Below are 14,994 nucleotides of genomic sequence, written 5' to 3'. Positions count from 1 at the left end.
GTCGAAAGGCGGGCCAGGGCCGCCCGGCTCCGTCAGGATGGGCGCATGGGATTCCATGTCGATTCCGAGACCGGGCGGCTGCGCCGCGTCATCCTGCACCGGCCCGATCTGGAGCTGAAGCGGCTCACCCCGTCCAACAAGGACGCCCTCCTCTTCGACGACGTGCTGTGGGTGCGCCGGGCCCGGCAGGAGCACGACGGCTTCGCCGACGTGCTGCGCGACCGGGGGGTGGAGGTGCACCTCTTCGGGGACCTGCTGCGCGAGGCCCTGGAGGTGCCGGCGGCCCGCGCGCTGGTCCTCGACCGGGTCTTCGACGAGAAGGAGTACGGCCCGCTCGCCGCCGACCACCTCCGCGCGGCCTTCGACTCGCTGGACGCCGCCGCGCTCGGCGAGGCGCTGGTCGGCGGCATGACGAAGCGGGAGTTCCTGGCGGCGCACCGGGAGCCGACCTCGGTCCGCTTCCACGCCATGGACCTGGACGACTTCCTCCTCGGACCGCTGCCGAACCACCTCTTCACCCGGGACACCTCGGCCTGGATCTACGACGGCGTCTCCATCAACGCCATGCGCTGGCCGGCCCGGCAGCGCGAGACGGTGCACTTCGAGGCGATCTACAAGCACCATCCGCTGTTCACGGGCCCGGAGGCGGGTGCCTTCCACCACTGGTCGGAGGGGCAGTCGGACTATCCGTCGACGATCGAGGGCGGGGACGTCCTGGTCATCGGCAACGGCGCCGTGCTGATCGGGATGAGCGAGCGGACGACGCCGCAGGCGGTGGAGATGCTGGCCCGGGGGATGTTCGCGGCGGGGTCGGCGCGCACGATCATCGCGCTGGACATGCCGAAGCGGCGTGCGTTCATGCACCTGGACACGGTGATGACGATGGTCGACCAGGACACCTTCACGCAGTACGCGGGTCTCGGGATGCTCCGCTCGTACACGATCGAACCGGGGGACGCGGGGCAGTCCCTCCGGGTCACCGACCATCCGCCGGAGCAGATGCACGGCGCCATCGCGGCGGCCCTCGGGCTCCAGGACATCCGGGTGCTGACGGCGACCCAGGACGTGCACGCGGCCGAGCGCGAGCAGTGGGACGACGGGTGCAACGTGCTGGCCGTGGAGCCGGGGGTGGTGGTCGCGTACGAGCGGAACGTCACGACGAACACGCATCTGCGCAAGCAGGGCATCGAGGTGATCGAGATCCCCGGCAGCGAGCTGGGCCGGGGGAGGGGCGGCCCGCGCTGCATGAGCTGTCCGGTGGAGCGGGACGCCTCCTGAGGGGGACGAGGGTCACGGAGAGGGGGGCTGTATAGAAATGTTGAAGTGCGTATACACTTCCAGGGTCCCTACCGCCGTCGTCCTCCCGACCCGTACCCCAGGAGCGCGTCCCATGGCCACAGACCTCATCGGCCGCCACTTCCTCAAGGAGCTGGACTTCACCGCCGAGGAGTTCCGCGGCCTGATCGCGCTCGCCGCCGAGCTCAAGGCCGCCAAGAAGGCGGGCACCGAGGTGCAGCGGCTGCGCGGCAGGAACATCGCCCTCATCTTCGAGAAGACCTCGACCCGCACCCGCTGCGCCTTCGAGGTCGCCGCCGCCGACCAGGGCGCCTCCACCACCTACCTCGACCCGGCGAGCTCCCAGATCGGCCACAAGGAGTCGGTCAAGGACACCGCCCGCGTCCTCGGCCGGATGTTCGACGGCATCGAGTACCGCGGGGACAGCCAGGCCGCGGTCGAGGAGCTCGCCGCCTTCGCCGGCGTGCCCGTCTTCAACGGGCTCACCGACGACTGGCACCCCACCCAGATGCTGGCCGACGTGCTCACCATGACCGAGCACACGGACAAGCCGCTCGACGGGATCACCTTCGCCTACCTGGGCGACGCCCGCTTCAACATGGGCAACTCCTACCTGGTCACCGGCGCCCTCCTCGGCATGGACGTCCGGATCGTCGCCCCGGAGGCGTACTGGCCGGCCGAGGACGTCGTCGCCGCGGCCCGCAAGCTCGCCGAGGTCAGCGGCGCCCGGATCACCCTCACCGAGGACGTGCCCGAGGGCGTCGCGGGCGCCGACTTCGTCGTCACCGACGTCTGGGTCTCCATGGGCGAGCCCAAGGAGGTCTGGGACGAGCGGATCGCCGCCCTCGCCCCGTACTCGGTGACGATGGACGTGCTGCGCGCCACGGGCAACCCGGACGTCAAGTTCCTGCACTGCCTGCCCGCCTTCCACGACCTGGGCACGGCGGTCGGCCGGGACATCCACGCCCGGCACGGCCTGACCGAGCTGGAGGTCTCGGACGAGGTCTTCGAATCGGAGCACTCGGTCGTCTTCGACGAGGCCGAGAACCGGATGCACACCATCAAGGCGGTCCTGGTCGCGACGCTGGCCGGCCCGGCGGCGAACGGCTGAGCCGCGGCCGCCCCGGTCGCCGGTTTGACGCGGGCGTGGTACGGGACTGGACTGGATGGACAGGCACTGTGGCCGGACCCCACTCCAGGGAGAGCGGCGATGACTGCTACAGAAACCTTCGAACTCCTGCAGCCGTACCGGATCGCCGAGGAGACGTTCGTCATCCCGTGGGCCCTGGAGGCCCCGCCGGTCGGCCACTTCCCGATGAACTCGATGGTGATCCGGGGAGCCGAACCGATCCTCGTGGACACCGGGGCGCCGGCGGTGCGGTCCCAGTGGCTGGAGGCCGCGTGGTCCGTGGTGGATCCGCTGGACGTGCGATGGATCTTCCTCACCCACGACGACCGCGACCATGCCGGCAACCTCCTGGCCGCCCTCGCCGCGTGCCCGAACGCGACACTGCTGACGACCTGGTTCTCCCTCGGCCGCATGGCCGAGGAGTGGGAGACGCCGATCAACCGGTGCCGCTTCATGATCGACGGGGACACGGTGGACGCCGGTGACCGCACACTGGTGGCCAGACGGCCACCGCTGTACGACAACCCGACGACCCGGGCCCTCTTCGACACGAAGACCGGCGTCCTGTGGGCGGTGGACACCTTCGCGACGAACGTGCCCACCCCCCTGCCCGAGACGGCCGACCTGTCCGCGGAGGAGTTCCGCGACGGGCAGCTCTTCGGCGGACGCCTGGTCTCGCCCTGGGTCGCGCTGACGGACGAAGAGAAGTTCCGCACGGTGGTGGACGGCTTCCAGGGGCTGGGCGCCGAGGTCGTCGCCGGCTGTCACACGCCGGTGCTCCGCGGGCCGCACATCGCGGAGGCGTTCGACCTTCTCCGCCGGCTGCCCGGGACTCCGCCCTGGACGGAGTTCACGCAGGCCGACCTCGACCAGTGGATGGCGGTGGCCGAAAGCTCGGTCCCGCCCGAACAGCCCCGGCCGTCGGCCACGTGACGGAGGTCCCCGGGCCGCCCTCCGGTGCCGCGGCGATCCGGGTCGCGGCGATCGCGCGGACCGGCCCGCCGGTCGTCGGCGCGCTGCCGTGCGGTGTCCGGGGGCGTCGCGGCCCGCGGCACGTCAGCCCGCCCGGCGACGCCGTTGGGCCGGTATCCCCGGAAGCGTGAACCAGACCGCCTTGCCGTCCGCGGTGGGGCGGTGGCCGCAGTCGCTGCTGAGCGCCCGGAGCAGGAGGAGCCCGCGGCCGTGCTCCTGCCAGGGGTCGACCCCGACCTCCGGATCGGGGCAGACGAGGTCGCCGGGGCGGGCGGGCCGGGAGTCGTGGACCTCGATCTGACAGCCGCCCGGCGCCGGCAGCAGCGCGACGACCAGTTCGATGGGGCCGGTGCCCGCCGTGTGCTCGACGGCGTTGGCGACGAGCTCGGCGGTGAGGAGCTCCGCCGTGTCGCTGTCGGGGCGGCCCTCGTCTCCGGGGGCGGCGTCGGTGAGCGCGGTACGGATCAGGGCGCGGGCGATCGGCACGGCGGCGGTGGTGTGGGGCAGCCGGACGCGCCAGGAGGTGACCGGCCCGGCCGCTTCGGCCCCGGGGCCGACGGCCGGGGAGCCGGACGCCGTGAGTCCGGCGCCCGTGGGTCCGGACATCGCGAGTCCGGCGTCCGGAGGGCGGGTGACTTCGGGCATGTGGGCGGGCTCCCTTCGCCGAGGGGGCGGATGGGCGAGTGGGACGGGGGCATCCCGAGACGTCCTGGTTTCAACCATACGAGGTGCAAAATCCGCTTCCCAGGGCACCCCCGCCCTCAGGGCGAGGACCTCGGTCATCGATCGTCCGGGACCTTGGGGAGGCGGCTGCACGCCCTCCTCATCGGCCTTATCGCGTACTCGTGACGACAGTCACAGTATGGTGATACCCTCCCTACGGAGGAAGGAGGCCCCCGGAATGAGCCCCTTTACCGGCTCCGCGCCCCGCACGGCACGCTGGCAGCACCTGCGCCTCGACATCGACCAGGGAGTGGCCACCGTCACCCTGGCCCGCCCCGCCAAACTCAACGCCCTCACCTTCGGCGCCTACGCCGACCTGCGCGACCTCCTCGCCGAGCTCTCCCGCGAGCGCGCCGTCCGTGCCCTCGTCCTCGGCGGCGAAGGCCGCGGCTTCTGCTCGGGCGGCGACGTGGACGAGATCATCGGCGCCACCCTCGCCCTCGACACCGCCCGGCTCCTCGACTTCAACCGGATGACCGGCCAGGTCGTCCGCGCCATCCGCGAATGCCCCTTCCCCGTCGTCGCCGCCCTCCACGGCGTCGCCGCCGGCGCGGGGGCCGTCCTCGCGCTCGCCGCCGACTTCCGGATCGCCGACCCCACCACCCGCTTCTCCTTCCTCTTCACCCGGGTCGGCCTCTCCGGCGGCGACATGGGCGCCGCCTATCTGCTGCCCCGGGTCGTCGGACTCGGCCACGCCACCCGCCTCCTCATGCTGGGCGAGCCCGTCCACGCCGCCGAGGCCGAGCGCATCGGCCTGCTCAGCGAGCTCACCGAGGAGGGCGCGGCGGGGGAGCGGGCCGCCGCCCTCGCCCGCCGCCTCGCGGACGGCCCCGCCCTCGCCCTCGCCCAGACCAAGGCCCTGCTCACCGCCGAGCTCGACATGCCGCTCGCCGCCGCCGTCGAACTGGACGCGGCCACCCAGGCGCTCCTGATGAACGGCGAGGACTACGCCGAGTTCCACGCCGCCTTCACCGAGAAGCGCCCCCCGAAGTGGCGGGGGTGCTGACGGTGCCGGCCCCGGGCACCGGTCCCCGGAGCGTCGCCGTCGTCGGCGGCGGGCCCGGCGGGCTCTACGCCGCCGCGCTGCTCCAGCGGCAGGATCCGGCGCGCGAGGTCACCGTCTGGGAGCGGAACGCCCCCTCCGACACCTTCGGCTTCGGCGTCGTCCTCTCCGACGAGACCCTCGGCGGCATCCGGGACGCGGACCCCGTCGTGTACGAGGCGCTCCGCGGCGAGCTCGTGCGCTGGGACGACATCGACGTCGTCCACCGGGGCCACCGCACCACCTCCACCGGCCACGGCTTCGCCGCCCTCGGCCGCCGCCGGCTCCTGGAGCTCCTGCACGCCCGCTGCACCGAGCTCGGCGTGCGGCTCCGCTTCCGCACCGAGGCCCCGCCCGCCGCCGTCCTGGCCGCGGACCACGACCTGGTCGTCGCCGCCGACGGCGTCCACAGCCGCACCCGCGAGACCCACGCCGCGCACTTCCGTCCCCGGATCACCACCCACCGCTGCCGTTACATCTGGCTGGCCGCCGACTTCCCCTTCGAGGCGTTCCGCTTCGAGATCGCCGAGACCGAGCACGGCGTGATGCAGCTGCACGCCTACCCCTATTCCGACGGCTCCTCCACCGTCATCGTCGAGATGCGCGAGGAGGTCTGGCTGGCCGCCGGCTTCCACGAGCTCGACGAGGCCGAGTCCGCCGCCCGCTGCGCCAAGGTCTTCGCCGAGGCGCTCGGCGGCCGGGAGCTCCGCTCGAACGCCTCCGCCTGGACCGCCTTCCGCACCGTCGCCAACGCCCGCTGGTCGTACGGCAACACCGTGCTCATCGGCGACGCCGCCCACACCGCCCACTTCTCCATCGGCTCCGGCACCAAGCTGGCCGTCGAGGACGCCGTCGCCCTCGCCGCCGCCGTCGACGCCCACCCCACGCTCGACGAGGCCCTGACCGCGTACGAGACGGAGCGCCGCCCCGTCGTCGAGTCCACCCAGCGGGCGGCCGGCGCCAGCCTCCGCTGGTTCGAGGAGCTCGCCGGGCACGTCGACCGCCCGCCCCGCCGCTTCGCCTTCGACCTGCTCACCCGCAGCCGCCGCGTCACCCACGCCAACCTGCGGCTGCGCGACCCCGCCTTCACCGCCGCCGTCGAAGAGGACTTCGGCTGCCCGCCCGGCACCCCGCCCATGTTCACCCCCTTCCGGCTGCGCGGACTGACCCTGCGGAACCGGGTCGTCGTCTCCCCCATGGACCTGTACGTCGCCGAGGACGGCGTCCCCGGCGACTTCCACCTCGTCCACCTCGGCTCCCGGGCCCTCGGCGGCGCCGGACTCGTCATGACCGAGATGGTCTGCGTGAGCCCCGAGGGCCGCATCACCCCCGGCTGCACCGGCCTCTGGACCGACGAACAGGCCGAGGCCTGGACCCGGATCGCCGACTTCGTCCACGGACGGTCGCCCGGCACCGCGTTCGGCGTCCAGCTCGGCCACTCGGGCCGCAAGGGCTCCACCCGCCGCATGTGGGAGGGCATCGACCAGCCCCTCCCCGAGGGCAACTGGCCGCTCGTCGCCGCCTCGCCCCTGCCGTACCGGCCCGGCGTCAACCAGACCCCGGCCGCCCTCGACCGCGCCGGACTCACCGCCGTGCGCGAGCAGTTCACCGAGGCCGCCCGCCGGGCCGCCCGCAGCGGCTTCGACCTCCTCGAACTGCACTGCGCCCACGGCTACCTGCTCTCCGGCTTCCTCTCCCCGCTCACCAACCACCGCACCGACGCCTACGGCGGCGACCTCGCGGCCCGGCTCCGCTACCCCCTCGAAGTCTTCGACGCGGTGCGGGAGGCCTGGCCGGCCGACCGGCCCATGACCGTCCGCATCTCGGCCACCGACTGGGCCGAGGGCGGCACGACCGCCGAGGACGCCGTCGCGATCGCCCGCGCCTTCGCGGAGCACGGCGCCGACGCGATCGACGTCTCCACCGGCCAGGTCGTCCCCGACGAGGAGCCCGCCTACGGCCGCTCGTACCAGACGCCCTACGCCGACCGCATCCGCAACGAGCTGGGGGTCCCGGTGATCGCGGTCGGCGCGATCTCCTCCTGGGACGACGTCAACTCCCTGCTCCTCGCGGGCCGCGCCGACCTCTGCGCCCTCGCCCGCCCCCACCTCTACGACCCGCACTGGACCCTGCACGCGGCGGCCGAGCAGGAGTACCGGGGCCCGGGCGCCCCCTGGCCCGCCCCGTACCGCGCGGGCAGCCGCCGCCCGCCCACCGGCCGCCGGGACTGACCCCCTCTTCGGGGCCCTCAGGGCGTCCGCAGGGTGGCGAAGGCGGTGCGGAGGAGGAAGGCTTCGGCGCGGTCCCAGGACCAGCCGTTCTCGGTGACCAGGGTGCGCCAGCCGCCCGGGCCGAACCAGAACCACAGGAGGTCGGCCGTCTCCTCCTCGGGGCGGGGGGCCGGTGCCAGGGCGTGCAGATGGCGCGCGGCGGTGCGCAGGGCGGCGCGGTAGTCGGCGGTGGCGCGCTCCCACAGCGCCTCGCCGTCCTCGTGCGAGGGCAGCGCCTTGTGGATCGCCTCGTGCACGGTGAACAGGTCCTCGTTCCCCGCCCGGGTGCCGTGGGCCAGGGCCCTGAGAGCCGCCTCCGGGTCCCGCTCGGCGAGCACGGCGCTGATCGCCTGCTCATGGCCGGAGGCCCGTACGGCCGTGTCGACGATCTCGTTGAGGATGTCGCTCTTGCTCCCGGCGCTCGCGAAGACGGCCTTCGCGGAGACGCCCGCCCCGGCCGCGATGTCCGCGACGGTCACCCGCCCGTAGCCGCGCTCGGCGAACAGCCGGGTCGCCGACCGGAGGATCTCCGCGCGCGTCTGGGCGGCGGCCTGCTCCCGCCGGGGCGAGACGTACTTGCGTGTGGTCGGCATGGGGTCAGCCTAGTCCAGGAAGTGATAAACCTATTCAATAGGTGGTGTGTAACCTGAATATTGGTCGGGGCGGAGCACCGCCCCCCGCGTGAGAGGAACCGAACGATGGGAATGTCGCCCGAGGACGCGGCCCGCGGACTCTTCACGGTCCTGGCGACCGGAGACGCGGCGCTGGCCGCGGCGGTCGTGCACGAGGACTTCACCAACCGCGAGGCGGTCGTCTCGCCCGCCGCCTGCTCGCTCCCCGGCCCGGCGGGCGTGCTGGCCTCGGGCGCGTGGCTGCGCTCCGCCTTCACCGACCTGAGCTTCCCCGTCACCGACCTGGTCCGTGACGGCGACCAGGTGTGGATACGGCTGCACATGCGGGGCCGGCACACCGGCCCCTTCGTCCACTACCGCGACGGCGCACCGCTCCGGGCGATCCCGCCCACCGGGGACGAGATCGACTCCGAGCAGGTCCACCTCCTGCGCCTGAGGGACGGCAGGGTCGTCCGGCACGAGGCGGTCCGCGACGACCTCACCCTGCTCGGGCAGCTCGGCGTCCTTCCCCCCGGCCCCACGGTCCGGCGCATCGACGACTGGTCCGCGGACGGACGCGCCGCCCGCGCCGCCGCCGTGATCGCCGAGGCCGCGGAGAAGGCGGCGGCCACCGCCCGCGAGCACGCGCCCGGCCGGGCGTGACGCCCGACACCGCGGGAGGCCGTGCGACACCGGCGACGGCGACCGCCCCCGAACGGCGGGCTAGGGGGCGTCGGCGTCCCCCGACAGGAACGGGGCCACGTACTCCGCGCCCCGGTCCCGCAGCAGTTCGTGCAGGGCCGTGAAGACCTCCGCCGAGCGGCGGCCCGGCCAGTCGTCCGGCAGCAGCTCCGCCGGGAGCACCGGGTCCGCGTAGGGCAGCCGGCGCCAGGAGTCCAGGGCGAGGAGGTAGTCCCGGTAGGCGTCCTCGGCGCCCGCCGGCGCCGACCGCCAGGCCCGCAGGACCGGTTCGTGGGCGGCGAGGAAATCCCCGTGCAGCCCGGCGATCGCCGGCAGGTCCCACCAGCGGGCCACCGCCTCGGCCGTCGCCGTGTATCCCAGGTGGTCGCCGCGGAAGAGGTCCACGTACGGGGAGAGCTCCAGGCGCTCCAGGGCGTTGCGGGTCTCCTCGTACAGCCGGGCGGGCGCGATCCAGACGCCCGGCGCCGCCGTGCCGAAGCCCAGTCGGGCGAGCCGGGAGCGCAGCAGGTGCCGCTTGTGCCGCTCGGCCTCGGGCACCGAGAAGACGGCCAGGACCCAGCCCTCGGACAGCTTCGGCTCCGTACGGGCGTAGATCCGGCGGTCGCCGTCGTCCAGGAGCCGCCGGGCGTCCTCCGAGAGGGCGTACCCGGCGGCGCCGGCCGCCGTCCGGCCCGGCAGCAGCAGACCGCGCCGCTTGAGCCGCGACACCGAGGAACGCACCGAGGGCGCGTCGACGCCGAGCGCGCCGAGCAGCCGGATGAGCGCGGCCACCGGAACCGGCGACTCGTCGGTCGCACGGCCGTAGGCGCCGTAGAAGGAGACGATCAGGGATCGGGGAGTGTGCTGCTCGGCCACGTGATCACTCTAGGGGGTGGTGGACACGTCATGCCGGTCGCGCCGGGTCCCGCAGCAGGAAGCGCTGGAGCTTCCCCGTCGCCGTGCGCGGCAGCGCGTCGAGGAAGACGATCTCCCGGGGCGATTTGTACGGGGCGATGCGGGCGCGGACGAAGGCCCGCAGCGCGGCGGCGGTGCCGGCGTCGCGCGGCACTCCGTCCCGTACCACCGTGTAGGCCACGACGACCTGGCCGCGCAGTTCGTCCGGGCGGCCGACCACCGCCGTCTCCACCACGTCGGGGTGGTCGAGGAGCACCTCCTCGACCTGGGGCCCGGCGATGTTGTAGCCGGCCGAGATGATCATGTCGTCGGCCCGCGAGACGTAGCGGAACCAGCCGTCGGGTTCGCGGACGTACGTGTCGCCCGTGACGTTCCAGCCGTCCCGTACGTACTCCGCCTGGCGGGGGTCGGCCAGATAGCGGCAGCCCACCGGGCCGCGCACCGCGAGCAACCCCTCCTCGCCGTCCGGGACGCTCTTGCCGTCGCGGTCGACGACCCTGGCCTGCCAGCCGGGCACCGGACGTCCGGTGGTGCCGGGGCGGATGTCGCCGTCGGCGGCGGAGATGAAGATGTGCAGCAGTTCGGTGGCGCCGATGCCGTTGATCAGGCGCAGCCCGGTCCGCGCGTACCAGGCCGTCCAGGTCGCCTCCGGCAGGTTCTCGCCGGCCGAGACGCAGCGGCGCAGCGAGGCCACCTCAGGGGCGGTGCCCTGGGTCAGCTCCTCCAGCATGACCCGGTAGGCCGTCGGGGCGGTGAACAGCACCGACACCCGGTGCCGCTCGATCGCCGCGAGCAGCTGCTTCGGTCCGGCCTGTTCCAGGAGGACCGCGCTCGCCCCGGCCCGCAGGGGGAAGACGACGAGCCCGCCGAGGCCGAAGGTGAAGGCGAGCGGCGGGGAGCCGGCGAAGACGTCGTCGGGCAGCGGGCGCAGGACGTGCGCGGAGAAGGTGTCGGCGACGGCCAGGACGTCCCGGTGGAAGTGGACGCAGCCCTTGGGGCGCCCGGTCGTGCCGGAGGTGAAGGCGATCAGGGCCACGTCGTCGGCGGCGGTCGCCACCGCCTCGTACGGGCCGGGCCGGCCCTCGGCGAGGGCCAGCAGGTCGTCCGGTCCGTCCCCGCCGAAGGGGGTGATCCGGAGCCCGGGTATCCGGGCCGCGAGGAGCTCGTCGAGCGCCCGGGCGTCGCAGAGGGCGTGGCTGCAACGGGCGACTTCGGCCATCACGGCCAGCTCGGGGGCGCGCTGCTGGGCCAGGACGGTGACGGCGACGCCGCCGGCCTTCATCACGGCGAGCCAGCAGGCGGCGAGCCAGGGGGTGGTGGGGCCGCGCAGGAGGACCCGGTTGCCGGGCAGCAGCCGCAGGTCGGTGGTGAGGACGTGGGCGATGCGGTCCACCCGGTCGCGGAGCTCCCCGTAGCTCCACACCCCGCCCTCGCCGTCGTGGAAGGCGGGCCGGTCGGCGCCGAACCGTTCCACCGTGCGGTCGAGGAGTTCCGTGCCGCAGTTGAGCCGGTCGGGGTAGCGGAGCTCGGGGAGGTCGAAGACGAGACGCGGCCAGCGGTCGGGCGGCGGCAGCCGGTCACGGGCGAACGTGTCGAGGTGGGCCGAGGGCGTCAGCTCCATGAGTCCGTCCCCTTGTCGTGGTGGGGTCGTCCATCGCTCCACGAGCGTATCGTGTTGGTGACGACAGTCAACGGTTCGCGACAAGGACGCCGGAGGGCGCCGGGACGGAGGCGTGGCGGGGCGCTGGGGCCGGGGCGCCTCACGGCGTCGGGGCGAAGGCGCTGCGAGGCGCCGGGACCAGGGCGCGGCGGGGCGTCGGGACGGAGGCGCCGCGAGGCGTAGGGACGAAGGCGTCCGGGGGCGCCGGGACCAGGGCGCCCCCGGGAGCCGGGAGGAAGGCGCCACGGGGCGTACGGACGAAGGCGCCTCAGGACGCAGGAACTACGGCGCCTCAGGGCGCCAGCATCACGGCGCTTCACCGCGCCGGGAACAGGGCGCCGCGAGGCGCGCGGACGAAGGCGCCGGACGGCGCCGTGACGAGGGCGCCGCAGGGCGCCGGAGAGGGCCCACATGCCCGCATTCTCGCTCGAACCGGCACAGACCACCTGGTGTGCGGAGCTCAGCGCGCTCGCCGCCGAGCGCCTCAAGCCCCTCGCCGACCAGGGCGAACCCGGCAGGGTCAACCGCCCCCTCGTCGCCGCCCTCGGCGAGCTCGGCCTCCTCGCCCGCCTCTTCGAGGCCGGCGCCCTCGACCTCTGCCTCCTGCGCGAGTCCCTCGCCCGCACCTGCACCGAGGCCGAGACCGCCCTCGCCCTCCAGGGCCTCGGCACCCACCCCGTCGCCGCCTTCGGCACCCCCGCCCAGCGCGCCCGCTGGCTCCCCGAGGCCACCGCCGGACGCGCCGTCGCCGCCTTCGCCCTCTCCGAACCGGACGCCGGCTCCGACGCCGCCGCCCTCGCCCTCGAAGCCGTCCCCGACGGACGCGGCGGCTGGCGCCTGCACGGCGAGAAGCGCTGGATCTCCAACGCCCCCGAGGCTGACTTCGCCACCGTCTTCGCCCGCACCACCCGGGGCGCCGGCGCCCGTGGCGTCACCGCCTTCCTCGTCCCCGCCGACCGCCCGGGCCTGGGCGGGGAACCGCTCGACATGCTCGCCCCGCACGCCCTCGGCACCCTCACCTTCGACGGCGTCCCCGTCGGCCCCGAGGACCTCCTCGGCGCACCGGACCAGGGCTTCCGGGTCGCCATGAACACCCTCAACCTCTTCCGGCCCAGCGTCGGCGCCTTCGCCGTCGGCATGGCCCAGGCCGCCCTCGACGCGGCCCTCGCCCACACCGCCGCGCGCCCCGCCTTCGGCGGCGTCCTGGCCGACCTCCAGGCCGTCTCGCACCGCATCGCCGAGATGGCGACCCGCACCGAGGCCGCCCGCCTCCTCGTGTACGCGGCGGCCGTCGCGTACGACGAGGGCGACCCCGACGTCCCCCGCCGCTCCGCCATGGCCAAGCTCCTCGCCACCGAGACCGCCCAGTACGTCGTCGACGCCGCCGTCCAGCTGCACGGCGCCCTCGCCCTCCAGCGCGGCCACCTCCTGGAACACCTCTACCGGGAGGTCCGCGCCCCCCGGATCTACGAGGGCGCGACGGAGGTGCAGCGCACGATCATCGCGAAGGAGCTGTACGCGAAGGTGCCGACCACGAAGGTCCCGGCCACCGAGGCGCCGGCCACCGAGGTGCGGCCAGGCGGGCAGCGGCCCGCGGGGGACACGTACGCCCTGGACCCGAAGGAGGCGACCGCATGAGCCTGCACCGCCACAACCCCGCCGAACTCTCCCCGCCCACCGGCTTCTCCCACGCCGTCACCGCCACCGGGAGCCGGCTCGTCTTCCTCGCGGGACAGACCGCCCTCGACACCGAGGGCAAGGTCGTGGGGGAGGGGATCACCGAGCAGTTCACCACCGCCCTCGGCAATCTGCTCACCGCCCTGCGGCACGCCGGCGGCACCCCCGCCGACCTCGCCCGCGTCACCGTCTACACCACCGACGTCCCCGGCTACCGCGACCACGCGCACGAACTGGGCCGGATCTGGCGCCGCTTGGCGGGCCGCGACTACCCGGCGATGGCCGTCATCGGAGTCGTACGCCTCTGGGACGAGCAGGCCCTGGTGGAACTCGACGGCTTCGCGGTCCTGGACGAACCCGCCCCCGCTTGATCAACTGGTCACCCGTCCGGCCCGGGCTTAGTGTCGAAAGGTGGACTGACCGGCCCACGGCACACTCACCAGGCGAGTCCCGAGGCGCCACATGAGTACACCCAAGCCGACGACACCTGCACAGACCACCGCCCCGAAGAAGGGCGGGGACGGCAAGGGCATCGCCCTGTTCGTGATCGCCTCCTGCCAGCTGATGGTCGTCCTCGACATCACCATCGTGAACATCGCGCTGCCGCACATCCAGACGGCGCTGGACTTCTCGACCACCAGCCTCTCCTGGGTCGTCAACGCCTACACGCTCACCTTCGGCGGCCTGCTCCTCCTCGGCGGGCGCGCCGGCGACATCCTGGGCAGACGACGCGTCTTCATCTTCGGCGTGCTGCTCTTCGGCCTCGCCTCCCTCTTCTGCGGGCTCGCGCAGAGCGAGTGGCAACTCCTCGCGGCCCGGGCGCTCCAGGGCGTCGGCGGCGCGATAGCCTCGCCGACCTCGCTCTCCCTGATCACCACGACGTTCGACGAAGGACCGGAACGCAACCGGGCCTTCGGCGTCTTCGCGGGCGTCTCGGCGGGCGGCGGCGCGATCGGCCTGGTGGCCGGCGGCATGCTCGTCCAGTGGCTCGACTGGCGCTGGATCTTCTTCGTCAACGTCCCGATCGCCGTGCTGATCGCGCTCCTCACACCGCGACACGTCAAGGAGTCCGAGCGGCACCCCGGCCACTTCGACTTCGCCGGCGCGCTGACCTCGACGCTCGGCATGGTGGCGCTGGTGTACGGATTCATCCGGGCCGCGCAGGAAGGCTGGAGCGACCCCTACACGATCGGCTCGTTCGTCGCCGCGATCGTCCTCCTGAGCACGTTCATCCTCATCGAGCGGCGCTCGCAGCAGCCCATCACGCCCCTGCACATGTTCGCCGACCGCAACCGCTCGGGCACCTACGTCATCATGCTCTGCCTGGCGGCGGCCATCTTCGGGATGTTCTTCTTCCTCACCCTCTTCGTGCAGCAGGTGCTGGGCTTCAGCCCCCTGACGACGGGGCTCGCCTTCCTGCCGGTCAGCGCGATCATCGCGGTCGGCGCCGGCCTCACGTCCAACCTGCTGCCCAAGTACGGCCCGAAACCCTTCATGGTGGTGGGCTCGGTGCTCGCCGCGGCCGGCCTGTCCTGGCTGACGCTCACCGATGTGAACTCCACCTATGCGGGCAGCATCCTCGGACCGATCCTCGTCTTCGGTCTCGGCATGGGCCTGATGTTCGTCTCGCTGACCATCATGGCGCTGTCGAACGTCGAACAGAGGGAGTCCGGCGCGGCGTCCGGCCTGCTCAACGCCATGCAGCAGGTGGGCGGTTCGCTCGGCCTCTCGATCCTGGTGACCGTCTTCGGCACGGCCAGCCGCAACGAGGCGGACAAGCAGGTCCCCGCCTTCCTCTCCCAGGCCGGCCCGCTGGAGAAGGCCCAGTTCGCCAAGACCGGCCAGCTCCCGCCCCCCTGGGGCGACCAGGTCCTCACCGCCGGCGTCTCCGCGGGCTTCGTCACGGCGGCGATCTTCGCCGTCGTCGGCGCCCTGGTCGCCCTCTTCGTGATCCAGGTCCGCGCCTCCGACATCGAACGGCTCAAGGGCGGCGGAGTGATGCCGGGCGCCGGCTGAGC

13 protein-coding genes are annotated in these 14,994 nt (G+C 73.6%); 9 read left to right on the top strand and 4 right to left on the bottom strand.

The annotated features are described in order from the left end of the window. Positions 1 to 45 precede the first annotated feature (45 nt). From K7G60_RS02835 to K7G60_RS02825, 3 genes are all read left to right on the top strand, one after another. Positions 46 to 1,278 (top strand): arginine deiminase, encoded by a 1,233-nt coding sequence (locus tag K7G60_RS02835; protein ID WP_225799163.1) that lies wholly within the window; start codon positions 46 to 48, stop codon positions 1,276 to 1,278. Between the two features lie 112 nt (positions 1,279 to 1,390). Continuing rightward, on the top strand, positions 1,391 to 2,407 hold the full coding sequence (gene argF, locus K7G60_RS02830) for an ornithine carbamoyltransferase (RefSeq protein WP_225799162.1): 1,017 nt from the start codon (positions 1,391 to 1,393) through the stop codon (positions 2,405 to 2,407). A 99-nt stretch (positions 2,408 to 2,506) separates the two neighbouring features. Next, a complete protein-coding gene (locus K7G60_RS02825; protein ID WP_225799161.1) occupies positions 2,507 to 3,358 on the top strand; it encodes an MBL fold metallo-hydrolase in 852 nt (283 codons plus the stop codon). Positions 3,359 to 3,481: 123 nt separating this feature from the next. Here K7G60_RS02825 and K7G60_RS02820 read toward each other — a convergent pair whose 3' ends face one another. Then, entirely contained in the window at positions 3,482 to 4,042 is a 561-nt protein-coding gene (locus K7G60_RS02820; RefSeq protein WP_225799160.1) for an ATP-binding protein, read from the bottom strand. A 256-nt stretch (positions 4,043 to 4,298) separates the two neighbouring features. On the opposite strand from K7G60_RS02820, the gene K7G60_RS02815 reads away from it, so the two are divergent. Both K7G60_RS02815 and K7G60_RS02810 read left to right on the top strand, forming a co-directional pair. Beyond that, positions 4,299 to 5,126: an enoyl-CoA hydratase family protein gene (locus K7G60_RS02815; RefSeq protein WP_030690034.1), complete on the top strand. Its 828-nt coding sequence runs from the start codon at positions 4,299 to 4,301 to the stop codon at positions 5,124 to 5,126. Positions 5,127 to 5,128: 2 nt separating this feature from the next. Next, entirely contained in the window at positions 5,129 to 7,393 is a 2,265-nt protein-coding gene (locus K7G60_RS02810; protein ID WP_374115569.1) for a bifunctional salicylyl-CoA 5-hydroxylase/oxidoreductase, read from the top strand. 17 nt (positions 7,394 to 7,410) lie between these two features. Here the strand turns inward: K7G60_RS02810 and K7G60_RS02805 are convergent, their stop codons facing one another. Continuing rightward, a complete protein-coding gene (locus tag K7G60_RS02805; protein WP_225799158.1) occupies positions 7,411 to 8,025 on the bottom strand; it encodes a TetR/AcrR family transcriptional regulator in 615 nt (204 codons plus the stop codon). A gap of 105 nt (positions 8,026 to 8,130) precedes the next feature. Here K7G60_RS02805 and K7G60_RS02800 point away from each other — a divergent pair, with 105 nt between their 5' ends. Further along, positions 8,131 to 8,706, top strand: a complete 576-nt coding sequence (locus K7G60_RS02800; protein ID WP_225799157.1) for an ester cyclase — start codon at positions 8,131 to 8,133, stop codon at positions 8,704 to 8,706. Positions 8,707 to 8,766: 60 nt separating this feature from the next. On the opposite strand, the gene K7G60_RS02795 is transcribed toward K7G60_RS02800, so the two are convergent. Beyond that, positions 8,767 to 9,600: a PaaX family transcriptional regulator C-terminal domain-containing protein gene (locus K7G60_RS02795; protein ID WP_225799156.1), complete on the bottom strand. Its 834-nt coding sequence runs from the start codon at positions 9,598 to 9,600 to the stop codon at positions 8,767 to 8,769. Positions 9,601 to 9,628: 28 nt separating this feature from the next. Continuing rightward, positions 9,629 to 11,260, bottom strand: a complete 1,632-nt coding sequence (locus tag K7G60_RS02790) for an AMP-binding protein (protein ID WP_225799155.1) — start codon at positions 11,258 to 11,260, stop codon at positions 9,629 to 9,631. 450 nt (positions 11,261 to 11,710) lie between these two features. On the opposite strand from K7G60_RS02790, the gene K7G60_RS02785 reads away from it, so the two are divergent. From K7G60_RS02785 to K7G60_RS02775, 3 genes are all read left to right on the top strand, one after another. Further along, positions 11,711 to 12,937, top strand: coding sequence for an acyl-CoA dehydrogenase family protein (locus K7G60_RS02785; RefSeq protein WP_225799154.1), 1,227 nt, complete (start codon positions 11,711 to 11,713; stop codon positions 12,935 to 12,937). Further along, complete coding sequence (locus K7G60_RS02780) at positions 12,934 to 13,347, top strand: RidA family protein (RefSeq protein WP_225799153.1); 414 nt, start codon at positions 12,934 to 12,936, stop codon at positions 13,345 to 13,347. Before K7G60_RS02785 ends, K7G60_RS02780 begins: the two co-directional genes overlap by 4 nt. A gap of 91 nt (positions 13,348 to 13,438) precedes the next feature. Then, on the top strand, positions 13,439 to 14,992 hold the full coding sequence (locus K7G60_RS02775) for an MFS transporter (protein ID WP_225799152.1): 1,554 nt from the start codon (positions 13,439 to 13,441) through the stop codon (positions 14,990 to 14,992). Positions 14,993 to 14,994 lie beyond the last annotated feature (2 nt).

It is taken from the genome of Streptomyces sp. NK15101, from assembly GCF_020400725.1.
Lineage (GTDB): Bacteria > Actinomycetota > Actinomycetes > Streptomycetales > Streptomycetaceae > Streptomyces.
The sequence above is the reverse complement of the archived record's forward strand: the minus strand, read 5'-3'. Positions and strand labels throughout refer to the sequence as shown.

Bases quoted from the DNA above. Each gene is read 5' to 3' on its own strand.
- K7G60_RS02835 (WP_225799163.1), top strand. From the start codon at position 46: ATGGGATTCCATGTCGATTCCGAGACCGGGCGGCTGCGCCGCGTCATC.
- K7G60_RS02825 (WP_225799161.1), top strand. From the start codon at position 2,507: ATGACTGCTACAGAAACCTTCGAACTCCTGCAGCCGTACCGGATCGCC.
- K7G60_RS02815 (WP_030690034.1), top strand. From the start codon at position 4,299: ATGAGCCCCTTTACCGGCTCCGCGCCCCGCACGGCACGCTGGCAGCAC.
- K7G60_RS02785 (WP_225799154.1), top strand. From the start codon at position 11,711: ATGCCCGCATTCTCGCTCGAACCGGCACAGACCACCTGGTGTGCGGAG.
- K7G60_RS02790 (WP_225799155.1), bottom strand. From the start codon at position 11,260: ATGGAGCTGACGCCCTCGGCCCACCTCGACACGTTCGCCCGTGACCGG.
- K7G60_RS02780 (WP_225799153.1), top strand. From the start codon at position 12,934: ATGAGCCTGCACCGCCACAACCCCGCCGAACTCTCCCCGCCCACCGGC.
- argF (WP_225799162.1), top strand. From the start codon at position 1,391: ATGGCCACAGACCTCATCGGCCGCCACTTCCTCAAGGAGCTGGACTTC.
- K7G60_RS02800 (WP_225799157.1), top strand. From the start codon at position 8,131: ATGGGAATGTCGCCCGAGGACGCGGCCCGCGGACTCTTCACGGTCCTG.
- K7G60_RS02805 (WP_225799158.1), bottom strand. From the start codon at position 8,025: ATGCCGACCACACGCAAGTACGTCTCGCCCCGGCGGGAGCAGGCCGCC.
- K7G60_RS02820 (WP_225799160.1), bottom strand. From the start codon at position 4,042: ATGCCCGAAGTCACCCGCCCTCCGGACGCCGGACTCGCGATGTCCGGA.
- K7G60_RS02775 (WP_225799152.1), top strand. From the start codon at position 13,439: ATGAGTACACCCAAGCCGACGACACCTGCACAGACCACCGCCCCGAAG.